Genomic DNA, 13,840 nt, shown 5'->3' with positions numbered 1-13,840 from the left:
GAGCAAGACCATGCAGAAGAAAATTATCTGGCCGAACGGCGCGCGATGCGCCTGTGCGATCACCTTTGATATCGATGCGGACAGCCTGATCCATATCGCAAAGCCGGTCGACGGGCATGATCGCCTCTATCCGATCTCCATGGGGCGCTACGGGCCGACGGTTGCTATCCCTCGGATTCTGGAAACCTACAAACGTCTCGGGCTGAAACAGTCCTTCTTCGCCCCCGGATGGGTCGTGGAGCAATATCCAGATGCTATGCAAGCCATCCTGAAAGATGGTCATGAAATCGGCCATCATGGCTATTTGCACGAAGATCCAACAAACCATAGCGCGTCTGAACAAGCCTATTGGTTTGAACGCGCGCTGGAGTCGCATAAGCGGGTTCTGGGCAATGTGCCAAAAGGCTATCGCGCGCCGGTTTACAATGTGACGCAAGCCGTCATCGACCTGCTGAATAAGCATGAATTCGACTATGACAGTTCGCTGATGGCGGATGATGTGCCATATCTCATGCGATCCGGCGGGCGGACATTGGTCGAACTTCCATCGCATTGGGGGACCGACGACTGGCCGCAATTTGCCCATTTTGAGGAGATTGGCTACATGATGCCCGTCGCCGGGCCACGCGCCGGGCTGACCCCATTTTGGGAGGAATTCGAAGCCCAATACGAAGAAGGCGGCTTCTGGATTGGCATCTGGCATCCCTTCCTGACCGGGCGTTTGGCGCGGTGGCGGCAGGTGGAAGACTGGATGGAAACTATCTTGAACAGGGGTGACGTCTGGTTCGCCACTCTCGGAGAGATCGCGCAACACGTGCGCACGCAATATGAGGCAGACCGGCAAAGCGTACGGGTTGAAGAGCTGCCCTATTATCAGGCTCCGGTCCTGACGGCATGAATATCCTTCAACGGGCGCGCGACTTCCTGGCTTCGCTCGACGCGCAGCGCGAGGTATTCCTTGGCGTTGCGCCAGAAAGACTGTTGCAGGATGCCCGATCCGCCGCCGCGCGGCAGGCCGCAGGGAGGCTGCTTGGCCCGTTGGACGGCCAGTTTCTTGCGGTGAAGGCCAATATCGACGTGCAAGCGCTCCGAAGCCATGCGGGGTCTTTGGCCATCTGTCCTCAGCCAGCAGACAATGACGCCCCGATCGTGGCAAGGCTCCGTTCTGCGGGCGCGATCATTCTGGGCCATGTGAACATGTCGGAGTTCGCCTTCTCCGGGCTCGGAGTCAATCCGCATTTCGGCACCCCTCTGAATGCGTTGGATAGCACAATGGTGCCTGGAGGGTCCTCGAGCGGATCGGCGTCAGCCGTTGCCTTGGGCTTGGCCGACATCGCCTTGGGCACAGATACCTCCGGCTCCGTGCGCATTCCGGCCGCCTGTCAGGGCCTGGTTGGGTTTCGCCCAACTATGGACCGCTATGAAAGCGCCGGGATTTTACCTCTGGCGCCTTCTCTGGATACGCCAGGCTCACTCGCTTTGAACGTCAGTCAGATTTGCGCTGTGGATCGCGTTTTGTCGGATTGCAAAGAAACCGGGCACGCCTGTCGTCAAATTCTGTGCCTGAGGGAAGATGCCCTAGCGGGATTTACCCCGGAAATCAAAGCAATGTACGAACAGGCCCTGCAGCATTTGTCCGATCATGGCCTCGAATTGGAAAGGGTTGATATCCGAAGTTTCACTTGTGTCACGGAGATCTTCCAAACCTATGGAACGCTGGTGAGTGCCGAAGCCTTTCGTCTTCTGCCAAACCTGGTCGGAGACCAGCAGGCCAGACTGGACCCAAATGTGCAGGATCGCCTTGCTCAGGCGGCTTCAATCCTTGGCACTGATCTGCAGGCATTGCTGGAAATCCGGCGGGCCCTCATCCCGGACTTTGGCAGGGAACTGGCAGGGAAGATGCTGCTTTACCCGACATTGCCGTCGTACCCGCCGTCTGTTCAGGCCGTGACCCGCGATAAAGGGGTCTTTGCTCGGGAAAACGCTCTTATCCTGTCGGTATCGATGAAAGCCGCTTTCCTCAATGCCCCAACAATTTCCATTCCATTTGGAGAACGGAGACCGGGGAGCAGCCTATCCTTGAGCGGCGGCGCAAACAGGGACGCGGATGTACTTGCGACGGCGTCTCATCTGGAGAAGATTTTTTCAGCGATTAGAGATGGGTGAGGTCAGTTCACTCCATTCAGAATTCTCTTCATTTGTACCTGCGCGTCCCTGGCTTCACCTTTGAATGGATCATTGCAAACTGACTAGGTGACAAGATGACCACAATCCTGAGAATTGACGCCAGCGTACGCCGCACCGACAACCCTGTTGCAGCCTATAACTCCATTTCCCGCGCTTTGGCGGACAGTTTCGTGGAAGAATGGAAAACGGTTGATCCGGACGTCGAAATCATTCTGCGTGACGTCGGAATGACCCCGCCGGATTTCATTTCCAACGATTGGATCGCGTCCGTCTTCACAGCAGAAGAGGAACGCACTCCTGAACAGAGCGCTTTGGTCGGCTTGTCTGATACGCTGATTGACGAACTCGACCGCTCCGACATCCTGCTGATTTCGACGCCCATGTACAACTACGGCATGCCCGCAGCGCTGAAGGCTTGGTTTGATCAGATCATCCGGATCAACAAGACGTTTACGTTTGATTTGGCACGCGGCGACTTCCCTCTGGAACCGATCATGTCAGGCAAAACCCTGGTGCTGCTGACATCGGCTGGCGAATTCGGCTTTGAGGATGGTGGGATTCGCAATGACTCGGGTCACCTTTCTGCGCATATCAGCACATTGCGCAAGTACCTGGGCGCAGACCGCATGTTCGAAGCTGCGGCCGAGTATCAGGAATTCGCCGATGAGCGTCACAAAGCTTCGGTCGCCTCAGCTCAGGCCCAGGCACGTCACATTGCGCGTGAGCTTGCCTAACCGCTAGCCAGTTTATGGAAAGTAGAACCTGATGAAATGAACAGGTTCTACATTTCCAACTGGTCACAGCTCAAAGTGTGTGAGGCAGGTGGTTGTGTCCTGCGCCCTTACTTGAGTGATTCAAGTCGCTAAAGATACGAAACGGCAGCGAATGTAGTTGTAAACCTTCATTTCGGATTGGCAGACAGTTTAAACCAATTTCTTGAATCAACATCCCCGTATTCGAACTCCAGGTTCGAAAGCGGACTTTGCTATGCTGCGTTTTAACGGCAGGTTTGTCCGCCACAGCGGGCGTTCAGAAAAGCCGCAGCCAGCGGCCGGTTCGAGACAGGTTTGCTTGACTCGCTGGGCCGGCCGTTGCCCGGAGAGCAATAACCGGCTCAGAGGCGACGGGCGGTGCAGACGAAATGGGTGAGGGAGAAGAAGAAGCGGCCCTCCTGCGCCAGTTCCTCCTGCTCCTGTGCCCAGGCGGCGGCGTCGTCTGCGTCGGTGGCGCCGATCTCCACCGCATAGGCGCGGATCAGCCGGATCATCATCATCGCCAGCCCGTCCGGGCGCAGGCTGGTGTCGCAGATGGTCAGCGGATGCAGCGCCTCGCGCGCGAAGCCGCAATCGCGCAGTTCCTCCGGCAGCCGGGCGGGCATGGCGCGTTCGGCCATATGGGCGTCCCAGATCTCCAGGAACCGCTGCATCCGCGCGGCGTTGTCGCTGTGCCAGGCCAGCGTGTCCCAGTGGATGTCGCCGATCACCAGGCGGCCGCCCGGTTTCAGCACCTGATGCAGGGCCCGCAGCACCGGGCGGCGGCTGGTGATGTATTCGAACACCTGCACCGACACCGCCTTGTCGAAGCTTTCCGGCTCGAACGGCAGGCGGGCGGCATCGCTTTCGGTCAGGGTGGTGTTTGCGCGCCCCTGCAGCCGCTGGCTGGCAGCGGCCAGCATGTCGGGGCTAGCGTCCAGCCCAGTCACATGGCCGGCGGGGCCGACGGTGCGGGCCAGCTCCAGCGTCAAGAGCCCGTTGCCGCAGCCGAGATCCAGAATGCGGTCGCCGGGCTGCGGCTGCAGCGCATCGAAATTGGCCCGCCGCCGCCGGGAGATGTCGGCGCCCTGATAGGCGTCCTCCAGCACGCGGGTGGTCTCCTGGTCGAATTGCAGCATTATGTCCCTCCGTCAGGTTTAGAGGACTAGGGCGGAATGCCGGGATTTCCAGCCGGGCGGCGACGGGGGGCAAATGCCCCTCGCGCGTGAGCGGCTAACCGCCTATAACGGCCCGGCAAGCCATTCTTGGAGACCTGTGATGACCGGAGAGCTGTCCCCCATCGACAAGGCGAAATTCGTCGCGGCCAGGCGGGCGGCGGAGATGGTCGAGGATGGCATGCGGGTGGGGCTGGGCACCGGGTCCACCGCCGCCTGGCTGGTGCGCTGCCTGGGCGATCTGGTGAGCAAGGAGGGGCTGCGGATCACCGCGGTGCCGACCTCCAGCCGCACCGCGGCGCTGGCGCGGGACGTGGGCATCAACGTGGTGTCGCTGGACGAGGCCAAGTGGCTGGACATGACCATCGACGGCGCCGATGAGTTCGACCCGGACCTGAACCTGATCAAGGGCGGCGGCGGCGCCCATCTGCAGGAGAAGATCGTCGCCACCGCATCGGACCAGATGGTGGTGATTGCGGACGCCAGCAAGTCGGTGGAGACGCTGGGCGCCTTCCCGCTGCCGGTGGAGGTGCTGCCGTTCGGCTGGCAGAGCAGCCAGGCGCTGATCGAGGAGACGCTGGTGTCGTTGGATGTGATGGGGCGCAACTCCACCCTGCGGATGAACGGCGAGGCGCCGTTTGTGACGGATGAGGGGAACTACATCCTCGACCTGCATCTGAAGCGGATCGGCAACGCGCGGCAGCTGGCGCTGGTGCTGAACCAGATTCCGGGGGTGATCGAGAACGGGCTGTTCATCGACATCTGCGACACGGTGGTGATCGGCTATGGCGACGGTCGGGTCGAGGTGCGCGACATCAACGAGGGCACGGTCGAGAAGGACAAGCTGGACTTTGCCGAGGCCGACAACCTGTTCACCGATCTGATGGATTGAGTTCCGCCTGGCCGAAGGCGGGGCAGCGCCCGTCCTGCCCTCGGCGTGCTGAGTGGGACCTTTCGCCTCACAACCCTGTGCAAATCCAATGCAAAAGGTTGAATGCGGTGCAGGAACGCCCACTTGGGCATATGGCGTTTGGTGGTCCGTTATGGGATACACCTTCTCAAGAAATGCAAAGGGCGGAACTTCATGAGCTTTGATTACGATCTGTTTGTCATCGGCGGCGGCTCCGGCGGGGTGCGGGCGGCGCGCGTGGCGGCGCAGGAAGGCGCCAAGGTGGCGCTGGCCGAAGAGGACCGCTATGGCGGCACCTGCGTGATCCGCGGCTGCGTGCCGAAGAAGCTGATGGTGTTCGCGTCTGAATACTCCAGCATGGTCGAGGACGCGCAGGCCTATGGCTGGGACATCAAGGCCGGTGCCTTTAACTGGGATGCCTTCAAGGGCAAGCTGCATGGCGAGCTGGACCGGCTGGAAGGTATCTATCGCAACATCCTGAAGAACAACGGCGTCGAGAGCTTTGACAGCCGTGCCAAACTGGCCGATGCCCATACGGTGGAGCTGGCCGACGGCACCCGCAAGACCGCCAAGCACATCCTGATCGCGACCGGCGGCTGGCCGACGGTGCCGGAGTTTCCTGGCTCGGAGCTGGCGATCACTTCGAACGAGATGTTCCACCTGGACAAGCTGCCGGAAAGCCTGCTGATCGTCGGCGGCGGCTATATCGCCAGCGAGTTTGCGGGTATCATGAACGGGCTGGGCGTCAACACCACGCAGTTCTACCGCGGCGCGCAGATCCTGCGCGGTTTCGACGACGAGGCGCGCGGGCTGATCAGCGAGGAGATGTGCCAGGCGGGCATCGACGTGCATCTGGGCACCAACGTTCTGGAGATGCGCAAGGAAGGCGACAAGATCTGGGTCAAGTCGACCAACGGCCAGGAGCGGTTGTTCGACAAGGTGATGTATGCCACCGGCCGCCACCCCAATGCCGACAACCTCGGGCTGGAGGAGATCGGCGTGGAGCGCGGCCGCAAGGGCGAGATCATCGTGGATGAATACAGCCAGACCTCGGTGCCGTCGGTCTACGCGATTGGCGATGTGACCGACCGGGTGGCGCTGACGCCGGTGGCGATCCGCGAGGCGATGGCCTTTGTCGAGACAGTGTTCAAGGGCAACCCGACCAGCCCCGACCATGAGCTGATCCCGACCGCGATCTTCACCCAGCCGGAAATGGGCACCATCGGCCTGAGCGAGGAAGAGGCAAGCGAGCAGGAGCCGATCGAGGTTTATGCCACCTCCTTCAAACCGATGCAGCAGGCCTTTGCGGGCCGGGCGCAGCGGGTGCTTATGAAGCTGATCGTCTCGAAGGCCACCCGCAAGGTGCTGGGCTGCCATATCGTCGCACCTGGCGCGGGCGAGATGATCCAGATGGCGGGAATCGCCGTAAAAATGGGTGCAACCAAGGAAGATTTCGACCGCACGGTTGCGGTGCACCCGACAATGTCGGAAGAGTTGGTAACCCTGAAGACTCCGGTGCGCTCGACCTGAGCGGGCAAACCGGCAAGAATAGAACTCACATGCCCCCTTCGGGCGGCAGCAAACGGATAGGAGACATATGGCGGGCAATAGCGGTGGCCCATGGGGGGGCGGTGGCTCCTCCGGCGGCGGTGGCGGCAACCGGGGCAACAACGGCGGCGGGCGCAAGCCCGAGGATCCGCAGATCCCCGAAATCGATGAGCTGGTGAAGAAAGGCCAGGAACAGCTGCGCGTGCTGATGGGCGGGCGCGGCGGCTCCGGCGGCGGCCGCGGCGGGCGCGGCGGCCCGGGCGGCGGCGCGCCGCTGTTCACCAAGGGCACGGTGGGGCTGGCGGTCATCGCCGGCGCGGTGCTGTGGGGTTTTGCCAGCATCTATACCGTCAAGCCGGAAGAGCAGTCGGTGGAACTGTTCCTGGGCGAGTATTCCTCGACCGGGCAGCCGGGCCTGAACTTTGCGCCCTGGCCGCTGGTCACCAAGGAGGTGATCCCGGTGCGGGTGGAGCAGACCGAGAACATCGGTTCCGGCGCCCGCGGATCGGATGCCGGACTGATGCTGACCGGCGATGAGAACATCATCGACGTGGATTTCCAGGTGGTGTGGAACATCTCCGACCCGGCGCGGTTCCTGTTCAACCTGCGCGACCCGCGCTCGACCATCAACGCGGTGTCGGAATCGGCGATGCGCGAGATCATCGCCCAGTCCGAGCTGGCGCCGATCCTGAACCGAGACCGCGGCGCCATCACCGCCCGTCTGGAAGAGCTGATTCAATCGACGCTGGACAGCTACGACAGCGGCGTGAACATCGTCCGGGTGAACTTTGACGGCGCCGACCCGCCGGAGCCGGTGAAGGACGCCTTCCGCGAAGTGCAGTCCGCGGGCCAGGAGCGCGACCGGCTGGAGAAGCAGGCCGACGCCTATGCCAACCGCAAGCTGGCAGGCGCCCGCGGCCAGGCGGCGCAGACGCTGGAAGAGGCTGAGGCCTACCGCGCCCGCGTGGTGAACGAGGCCCAGGGTGAGGCGAGCCGCTTCAGCGCGGTTCTGGCGGAATACCAGAAAGCGCCGGAAGTGACCCGCAAGCGCCTGTACCTGGAAACCATGGAAGAGGTTTTGAGCCGGGTCGACAAGATCATCCTGGATGAGAACGCAGGCGGCGAAGGCCAGGGCGTCGTGCCCTATCTGCCGCTCAATGAGCTGCGCAAGCCGCAGGGGGGCAACTGATGCGGAAATCTACTCTTCTTCTGCCCATCCTGGTGGTTGCGGCGATTGCGGTGCTGTCGGCGATCTTCATCGTCGACGAGCGTGAAAAGGCGCTGGTGCTGCGCTTTGGCCGGGTGGTCGATGTCAAGGAAACCCCGGGCCTGGCGTTCAAGCTGCCGGTGATCGACAATGTGGTGCGCTATGACGACCGCATCCTGAGCCTGGAAGTCGGCCCGCTGGAGGTCACCCCGCTGGATGACCGTCGCCTGATCGTGGACGCCTTCGCCCGTTACCGGATCGCCAATGTGGAAACCTTCCGCCAGGCGGTCGGCGGCGGCGGCATCGGCGGTGCTGAGCTGCGGCTGGACAAGATCATGCGGGCGCAGACCCGCGAGGTGCTGGGCTCCGTCAGCTCAAACGACATCCTGTCCTCGGACCGTTTCGCGCTGATGCTGAGGATCCGCAACGGCGCCATCACCCAGGCGCGCCAGCTGGGCCTTGAGGTGATCGACGTGCGGCTGAAGCGCACCGACCTGCCGCAGGCCAACCTGGAAGCCACCTTTGCCCGGATGCGCGCCGAGCGCGAACGGGAAGCGGCGGACGAGATCGCCCGCGGTGAAGAGGCGGCGCAGCGTGTCCGCGCCCAGGCCGACCGGACCGAGGTCGAGCTGGTGTCGGAAGCCGAACGCGAGGCCGAGGTGATCCGCGGTGAGGCGGATGCCGAGCGCAACGCGATCTTTGCTTCGGCCTATGGCCGCGACGCCGAGTTCTTCGAGTTCTACCGCTCGCTGAACGCCTATGCGAATTCGCTGCTGGCGGGCAATTCCTCGATGGTGCTGTCGCCGGACAACGAGTTCTTCAACTACCTGAAGTCCTCGGACGGCAAGACAGCGACGCAGTAATGGGGTTCATCCTCCTGGCCCTCGGGCTGGTATTGATTGCAGAGGGGCTGGTGTACGCACTGGCCCCTTCGCTTGTGGAGCGGCTGCTGGAGATGCTGCGCGCCCTGACCGAGGAGCAGCGCCGCAATGCCGGGCTGGCGGCGCTGGCGCTGGGGCTGATCCTGGTCTGGCTGGCCTTCCATTTTGGGTTTTGAGCCGCGCTTTTCCCCTCAGATTTTCAGCGAATCCGTAAGCTTTCCCTGATAGGGTGGTCTCAGCAGGGCCTCCCCCGCCTTTGCCGGGTGAAAACCGGATCACAGCGGCTTTATTCCGTGCAACATTTGTTGCGGGACCGGGGAGAGTTCCTACATTGGGTCCATAAGACTCTGCCTGGCATCTGCGGTATTTGCGCCGACCCGGGCGGGGCAGAAGAATTGAATAAGACAAGGAGTAGATCCGTGCAGCCACAGGCAATTGCAATTTCCGGCCGGGCAAGCGGCAGCAGCGCGATGATACGGCTGGCCTGGCTTGCGGTGCTGGCCATGGCGGTCCTGCTGATGCAGGCGGCGGCCGCAATGGCCCGGCCCGAAAGCCTGGCCCCGCTGGCCGAACGGGTGAGCCCGGCGGTCGTCAACATCACCACCAGCACCGTTGTCGAAGGGCGCACCGGCCCGCAGGGAATCGTGCCGGAAGGCTCGCCGTTCGAGGATTTCTTCCGCGAGTTCCAGGACCGCAACGGCAATGGCACCCGGCCGCGCCGCTCCTCTGCGCTGGGCTCCGGGTTCGTGATCTCCGAGGACGGCTATATCGTCACCAACAACCACGTGATCGACGGCGCCGACGAGATCGAGATCGAGTTCTTCCCCGGCGAAGGCCAGCCCAAGGAGCTGCTGCCGGCCAAGGTGATCGGCACCGATCCCAACACCGACATTGCGCTCTTGAAGGTCGAGGCGCCGTCGCCGCTGAAATACGTCAAGTTCGGCGACAGCGACACCGCCCGGGTCGGCGACTGGGTGGTGGCGATGGGCAACCCGCTGGGGCAGGGGTTCTCGCTGTCCGCAGGCATCGTGTCGGCCCGCAACCGCGAGCTTTCGGGCTCTTATGACGACTACATCCAGACCGATGCGGCGATCAACCGGGGCAACTCCGGCGGGCCGCTGTTCAACATGGACGGCGATGTGGTCGGCGTGAACACCGCGATCCTGTCGCCCAACGGCGGCTCCATCGGCATCGGCTTCTCGATGGCCTCCAACGTGGTGGTCAAGGTGGTCGCGCAGCTGAAGGAATTCGGCGAGACCCGCCGCGGCTGGCTGGGTGTGAAGATCCAGGATGTGGACAGCGACCTGGCGGAGGCGATGGGCCTGGACAAGGCCCGCGGCGCGCTGGTCACTGACGTGCCGAACGGCCCGGCCAAGGATGCCGGTGTGCTGGCCGGCGACGTGATCGTCAGCTTTGACGGCGTCGACGTGAAGGACACCCGCGGCCTGGTGCGCCAGGTCGGCAATGCCGAGGTCGGCAAGACCGTGCGCGTGGTGGTCTACCGCGAAGGCAAGACCGAGACCCTGCGGGTGACCCTGGGCCGCCGTGAGGATGCTGAGCGCGGCCCCGCCAGCCAGGGCGGCGATGGCGATGCGCCGGGCAGCACCGAGAAAGAGCTGCTGGGCCTGTCGGTGGGCGTGCTGACCGACCAGCTGCGCAGCGAGCTGAACGTGGCGGAGGATGTCCAGGGGCTGGCGGTGCTGGCGGTGGATGAGACCTCCGAGGCCTGGGAAAAGGGCCTGCGCGCCGGTGACGTGATCACCGAGGCGGGCCAGCAGAAGGTGGCCTCGATCAGCGATCTGGAGGCGCGCGTCAGCGAGGCCAAGGAGGCCGGGCGCAAGTCGCTGCTGCTGCTGGTGCGCCGCGGCGGCGAGCCGCGCTTCGTGGCGCTGAACCTGTCCGAGTGATCCGGGGCGGGAGCTGCTGAAACACAAGCAAAGGCCGGGCCAGCGCCCGGCCTTTTGCATTGCTGCGGAGGGGGATTCAAACCCGCTGCATGAACAGCAGGCCGCGGCTGTCCTTTGCCGTGCGCCAGGCGGCATTCCGGGCGGCAAAGATCTGGCGGAAGTCCTCCAGATTGCGCGGCTCATCCGCAATCAGCACCCGGCCGCCGGGCCGCACATGCGGCAGGCAGCGGTCCAGCAGCGCCCGCCGCTGGGGCGCGGCCAGCATGTGCAGGGTGCGGTCGAACAGCAGGATGTCGAAGTCCTTGTCCGGCGTCCATGTGGTGAGATCGGCGGCGATGCCGGTGACATCAAGGTCTTCCCGCTGCGCGGCGGCCAGCATGTCCCGGATGCCGTGCGGGGAAATATCCAACCCTGTCACCCGGTGGCCCAGGCGGGCGATGAACAGCGCATCCCGGCCCTGGCCGCAGCCCGCATCCAGAACGTCCAGTCCTTGTGCGGTCAGCCGCTGGAAAAAGGCGGTGAAGGCGGGGGACGGCGCCCCCAGCGCGTCCGGGGTTTCGCGGTAGAGTCTGTCGTAGTCATAAGCCATGCGCGGCACCGTAGCGGCGGGGTCCGGGAATGGCTAAGTGAATATTCTTTGAACAAGAGGGGGGGCGGCGGAGGGAGCCAAGACTTTTTAAAAGTCTTGGCAAAGGTCTTCGGAGAGCTATTGCGCTTGCGCATGAGGGGCGGGCAGCTGTTTTCCGGGATTGTGCGGGACAGCTGATGCGCAAAAGGGGAAGAGCCATGCGCTGGCGGGTACATGGCTCTTGTTGGACAGGCGGCCATTGGGATGGAACGGATAATGGCCGTCTATGCAGGCGTTATGGCGCGGGGCGGCGCCGGGTTCTGTGACCGGGATTACAGAGAGCGGATTTTGTTGCGGAAAATTGCGCCGGGAGACGGGATCAGATCGAATCCGGCTCCGCCAGCACCGCCAGCTCGCCGCGGTCGAGGATCTGCACGCCGCCGCGGCTGATGCCCACGAGGCCGCTGCGCTTCCAGGCGGAGAGTGTCTTGGACACCGCCTCGCGGGTGGCGCCGACAAATTCCGCCAGCTCCGCCTGCGACAGCGCGATACGGCCGTCGCTGGTTTCAGGCGCGAGGTACAAGAGCTTGCGCGCCAGCCGCACCGGCATCGGCAGGAACACCTGCTCATTGAGCTGGGTGTTCATCCAGCGCATCCGCTGGCCGGCCAGCCGCAGCAGGTCGGCGGCCAGGTCGGGGTGCTGGCGGATCTGCGCCAGCACGTCGCCGCTGCGCAGCCGCAAGACCCGGCTGGGCTCTGCGGCGATGGCGGTGGCGGTGCGCTCGCCCGGGTCAAACAGGGTGATCTCGCCGAACACCGCGCCGGGGCGCATCATGTCGAGCGACAGCTTGCGGCCCGAGGCGGAGAGCACCGAGAACTCCAGCGCGCCTTCGGCAATCGCATAGAGCGCATCGCCTGCATCGCCCTGCTCGAACAGCACCTCGCCCTGGCGCAGGCGCACCTCGGTGGCCTGGCTCTCCAGCATCCGGCGCAGCGGGCCGGAGGCACCGGAGAGAAAGCCGGTGTCCGGCAGGCGGGTGGTCAGCATGGTGTGTGTCTCTTTGCGTCTGTTGCCCGGTGCGCGGACCTTAGCAGAGGGTTCGCCGGCTGGGAACCGGGCAGCTGAACCGCGCGGTTCAGCCCGCGACGGCAACCAGCCCCAGCCTGCGGGCGGAGGCCAGCGTCAGGGTGCCGCTGTCCAGCCCCAGCGGCGCCTGGTAGCGCTGCACGGCCTTGCGGGTGGCGGCGTCCATCTGGCCATGCACCGGGCCGCGGTAGAGGCCGCGCGCCGCCAGCGCCCGCTGGATGGTGCGGATGAAATCCGGGGTCATCATTTCGGGGCAGGGGATTTCGATCCACTGCTCCTGCCGCGGCGTGACGATCTCTTGCCGGGTTTCGGTGCGGAAGGTTGCGGGGCGGATCACCCGGCCGCTGGCGTCCTGCTGCGCCGGTTCGGCCAGCACCTGGCTGGTGACGGTTTCAATGACCGCAGGGGAGGTGTGCTTGCTCCAGCAGGTGCCGGGCGGCGCGCCGGGCGGGGCATAGCGGCCCTCGCGCGAAACTTGGCTGCCGGGGCTGCCGGGCTGCGGCTGGACGCAGGCGGGCAGCGCTGCCAGGGCTGCCAGCAGCAGGGCGGGTGCCAGGCGCCGGCGGGGGATCAGATTGGATGGCGTCATGCCCGGTTGCCTCTTGCCGGCACCTCAGTCTGTCCCCGTGGCGGGGCTGGGGCCGTTGCTTTGGCTGCAGCCTAGCCGAGTTCGGAGCCGTCCGCAAAGGCGGGATCGCCTGTCCGGCCTTGCTCCGCCAGCAGAAGGTCCAGCATCGGCGAAATATCCTCCACCTCTTCGGCGATCACATGGGTGACCGAATGCGCCCGCTGCAGCCGCCCGGTGACCCGCAGCATCCGTCCGGAGATCACCGCGCGGCGGAAGGCCTCGTAGATCTTGCGCCAGACGATCACGTTGACGATGCCGGTCTCGTCCTCGAGCGTGACGAAGATCACCCCCTTGGCGGTGCCGGGGCGCTGGCGCAGGATCACCAGGCCCGCGACGGTGATGCGGGCGTTCTCCGGCGGCTCCTGCAGCCGGTTGGCGGGCAGGCAATGGGGCGGGCGCGGCCAGGGCTGCGGGTTGGTTTGCGGGCTGAGCGCGGCCGCGGCGGCAACGGCGGCGCCGGCTGGAGCGGGGGCTGGCATGAGGAAAACGGCCCTGCGGTTGAGAAAATTTGAACGTGAACAAATATAGAACATTGAGGCGGAAAGTCCAGCAGCGGCAGGGCGGCGTCGCAATTGGGGGTGGCACCGGCGCGGGCGCTTGGCTACACAGTCGCGCAAGTACCGGAAAAGGGAAGAGAGCTGACAATGGCAAAGATCACTTACATCGAGCACAACGGCACCGAACATGTTGTGGATGTGGCCAGCGGGCTGACCGTGATGGAAGGCGCGCGCGACAACAACATTCCGGGCATCGAGGCCGATTGCGGCGGCGCCTGCGCCTGTTCGACCTGCCACGTCTACATCGCGCCGGACTGGGTCGAGAAGCTGCCGGCCAAGGACGACATGGAAGAGGACATGCTGGACTTCGCCTATGAGCCCGATCCGGCCCGCTCGCGCCTGACCTGCCAGATCAAGGTGAGCGACGCGCTGGACGGCCTGGTGGTGCATATGCCCGAAAAGCAGATCTGATGGCTGCGGGGGCGGCAGCGCG

15 protein-coding genes are annotated in these 13,840 nt (G+C 64.1%); 10 read left to right on the top strand and 5 right to left on the bottom strand.

Annotation, left to right across the window (positions count from 1 at the left end; translation table 11 throughout):
- Positions 1–10: 10 nt before the first annotated feature.
- From AC58NV_RS05305 to AC58NV_RS05295, 3 genes are all read left to right on the top strand, one after another.
- Complete coding sequence (locus tag AC58NV_RS05305) at positions 11–898, top strand: polysaccharide deacetylase family protein (protein WP_259958133.1); 888 nt, start codon at positions 11–13, stop codon at positions 896–898.
- Entirely contained in the window at positions 895–2,166 is a 1,272-nt protein-coding gene (locus AC58NV_RS05300) for an amidase family protein (protein WP_497226176.1), read from the top strand. Before AC58NV_RS05305 ends, AC58NV_RS05300 begins: the two co-directional genes overlap by 4 nt.
- 95 nt (positions 2,167–2,261) lie before the next feature.
- The gene (locus AC58NV_RS05295; RefSeq protein WP_497226175.1) at positions 2,262–2,921 is read left to right on the top strand and encodes an FMN-dependent NADH-azoreductase; all 660 of its coding nucleotides are present in this window, start codon (positions 2,262–2,264) and stop codon (positions 2,919–2,921) included.
- 380 nt (positions 2,922–3,301) lie between these two features.
- Here the strand turns inward: AC58NV_RS05295 and AC58NV_RS05290 are convergent, their stop codons facing one another.
- Positions 3,302–4,078, bottom strand: a complete 777-nt coding sequence (locus AC58NV_RS05290) for a methyltransferase domain-containing protein (RefSeq protein WP_497226174.1) — start codon at positions 4,076–4,078, stop codon at positions 3,302–3,304.
- A 139-nt stretch (positions 4,079–4,217) separates the two neighbouring features.
- Here AC58NV_RS05290 and rpiA point away from each other — a divergent pair, with 139 nt between their 5' ends.
- From rpiA to AC58NV_RS05260, 6 genes are all read left to right on the top strand, one after another.
- Positions 4,218–5,006, top strand: a complete 789-nt coding sequence (rpiA, locus tag AC58NV_RS05285; protein ID WP_497226173.1) for a ribose-5-phosphate isomerase RpiA — start codon at positions 4,218–4,220, stop codon at positions 5,004–5,006.
- Between the two features lie 192 nt (positions 5,007–5,198).
- On the top strand, positions 5,199–6,554 hold the full coding sequence (gor, locus tag AC58NV_RS05280) for a glutathione-disulfide reductase (protein WP_497226172.1): 1,356 nt from the start codon (positions 5,199–5,201) through the stop codon (positions 6,552–6,554).
- 67 nt (positions 6,555–6,621) lie between these two features.
- A complete protein-coding gene (gene hflK, locus AC58NV_RS05275) occupies positions 6,622–7,761 on the top strand; it encodes an FtsH protease activity modulator HflK (RefSeq protein WP_497226171.1) in 1,140 nt (379 codons plus the stop codon).
- Positions 7,761–8,642 (top strand): protease modulator HflC, encoded by an 882-nt coding sequence (gene hflC, locus AC58NV_RS05270; RefSeq protein ID WP_497226170.1) that lies wholly within the window; start codon positions 7,761–7,763, stop codon positions 8,640–8,642. Before hflK ends, hflC begins: the two co-directional genes overlap by 1 nt.
- The gene (locus AC58NV_RS05265; RefSeq protein WP_366663009.1) at positions 8,642–8,836 is read left to right on the top strand and encodes a DUF2065 domain-containing protein; all 195 of its coding nucleotides are present in this window, start codon (positions 8,642–8,644) and stop codon (positions 8,834–8,836) included. Before hflC ends, AC58NV_RS05265 begins: the two co-directional genes overlap by 1 nt.
- Positions 8,837–9,079: 243 nt before the next feature.
- Positions 9,080–10,567: a Do family serine endopeptidase gene (locus tag AC58NV_RS05260; RefSeq protein ID WP_497226169.1), complete on the top strand. Its 1,488-nt coding sequence runs from the start codon at positions 9,080–9,082 to the stop codon at positions 10,565–10,567.
- A 76-nt stretch (positions 10,568–10,643) separates the two neighbouring features.
- Here AC58NV_RS05260 and AC58NV_RS05255 read toward each other — a convergent pair whose 3' ends face one another.
- The 4 genes from AC58NV_RS05255 to AC58NV_RS05240 all read right to left on the bottom strand — a co-directional run bounded on the left by AC58NV_RS05255 (position 10,644) and on the right by AC58NV_RS05240 (position 13,329).
- Positions 10,644–11,156: a class I SAM-dependent methyltransferase gene (locus AC58NV_RS05255; RefSeq protein WP_497226168.1), complete on the bottom strand. Its 513-nt coding sequence runs from the start codon at positions 11,154–11,156 to the stop codon at positions 10,644–10,646.
- A gap of 358 nt (positions 11,157–11,514) precedes the next feature.
- Positions 11,515–12,183 (bottom strand): Crp/Fnr family transcriptional regulator, encoded by a 669-nt coding sequence (locus tag AC58NV_RS05250; protein ID WP_497226167.1) that lies wholly within the window; start codon positions 12,181–12,183, stop codon positions 11,515–11,517.
- An 88-nt stretch (positions 12,184–12,271) separates the two neighbouring features.
- Positions 12,272–12,811, bottom strand: coding sequence for a peptidoglycan-binding domain-containing protein (locus AC58NV_RS05245; protein ID WP_497226166.1), 540 nt, complete (start codon positions 12,809–12,811; stop codon positions 12,272–12,274).
- Positions 12,812–12,882: 71 nt separating this feature from the next.
- Entirely contained in the window at positions 12,883–13,329 is a 447-nt protein-coding gene (locus AC58NV_RS05240; RefSeq protein WP_497226165.1) for an OB-fold nucleic acid binding domain-containing protein, read from the bottom strand.
- Between the two features lie 165 nt (positions 13,330–13,494).
- On the opposite strand from AC58NV_RS05240, the gene AC58NV_RS05235 reads away from it, so the two are divergent.
- A complete protein-coding gene (locus AC58NV_RS05235) occupies positions 13,495–13,818 on the top strand; it encodes a 2Fe-2S iron-sulfur cluster-binding protein (RefSeq protein WP_039187507.1) in 324 nt (107 codons plus the stop codon).
- Positions 13,819–13,840: the final 22 nt, after the last annotated feature.

Source organism: Leisingera sp. ANG49 (assembly GCF_059694505.1).
The sequence above is the reverse complement of the archived record's forward strand: the minus strand, read 5'-3'. Positions and strand labels throughout refer to the sequence as shown.

What these genes read in the sequence shown, in the direction of transcription:
- AC58NV_RS05305 (WP_259958133.1), top strand. Translation starts at nt 11, where the DNA reads ATGCAGAAGAAAATTATCTGGCCGAACGGCGCGCGATGCGCCTGTGCG.
- AC58NV_RS05300 (WP_497226176.1), top strand. Translation starts at nt 895, where the DNA reads ATGAATATCCTTCAACGGGCGCGCGACTTCCTGGCTTCGCTCGACGCG.
- AC58NV_RS05295 (WP_497226175.1), top strand. Translation starts at nt 2,262, where the DNA reads ATGACCACAATCCTGAGAATTGACGCCAGCGTACGCCGCACCGACAAC.
- AC58NV_RS05290 (WP_497226174.1), bottom strand. Translation starts at nt 4,078, where the DNA reads ATGCTGCAATTCGACCAGGAGACCACCCGCGTGCTGGAGGACGCCTAT.
- rpiA (WP_497226173.1), top strand. Translation starts at nt 4,218, where the DNA reads ATGACCGGAGAGCTGTCCCCCATCGACAAGGCGAAATTCGTCGCGGCC.
- gor (WP_497226172.1), top strand. Translation starts at nt 5,199, where the DNA reads ATGAGCTTTGATTACGATCTGTTTGTCATCGGCGGCGGCTCCGGCGGG.
- hflK (WP_497226171.1), top strand. Translation starts at nt 6,622, where the DNA reads ATGGCGGGCAATAGCGGTGGCCCATGGGGGGGCGGTGGCTCCTCCGGC.
- hflC (WP_497226170.1), top strand. Translation starts at nt 7,761, where the DNA reads ATGCGGAAATCTACTCTTCTTCTGCCCATCCTGGTGGTTGCGGCGATT.
- AC58NV_RS05265 (WP_366663009.1), top strand. Translation starts at nt 8,642, where the DNA reads ATGGGGTTCATCCTCCTGGCCCTCGGGCTGGTATTGATTGCAGAGGGG.
- AC58NV_RS05255 (WP_497226168.1), bottom strand. Translation starts at nt 11,156, where the DNA reads ATGGCTTATGACTACGACAGACTCTACCGCGAAACCCCGGACGCGCTG.
- AC58NV_RS05250 (WP_497226167.1), bottom strand. Translation starts at nt 12,183, where the DNA reads ATGCTGACCACCCGCCTGCCGGACACCGGCTTTCTCTCCGGTGCCTCC.
- AC58NV_RS05245 (WP_497226166.1), bottom strand. Translation starts at nt 12,811, where the DNA reads ATGACGCCATCCAATCTGATCCCCCGCCGGCGCCTGGCACCCGCCCTG.
- AC58NV_RS05240 (WP_497226165.1), bottom strand. Translation starts at nt 13,329, where the DNA reads ATGCCAGCCCCCGCTCCAGCCGGCGCCGCCGTTGCCGCCGCGGCCGCG.
- AC58NV_RS05235 (WP_039187507.1), top strand. Translation starts at nt 13,495, where the DNA reads ATGGCAAAGATCACTTACATCGAGCACAACGGCACCGAACATGTTGTG.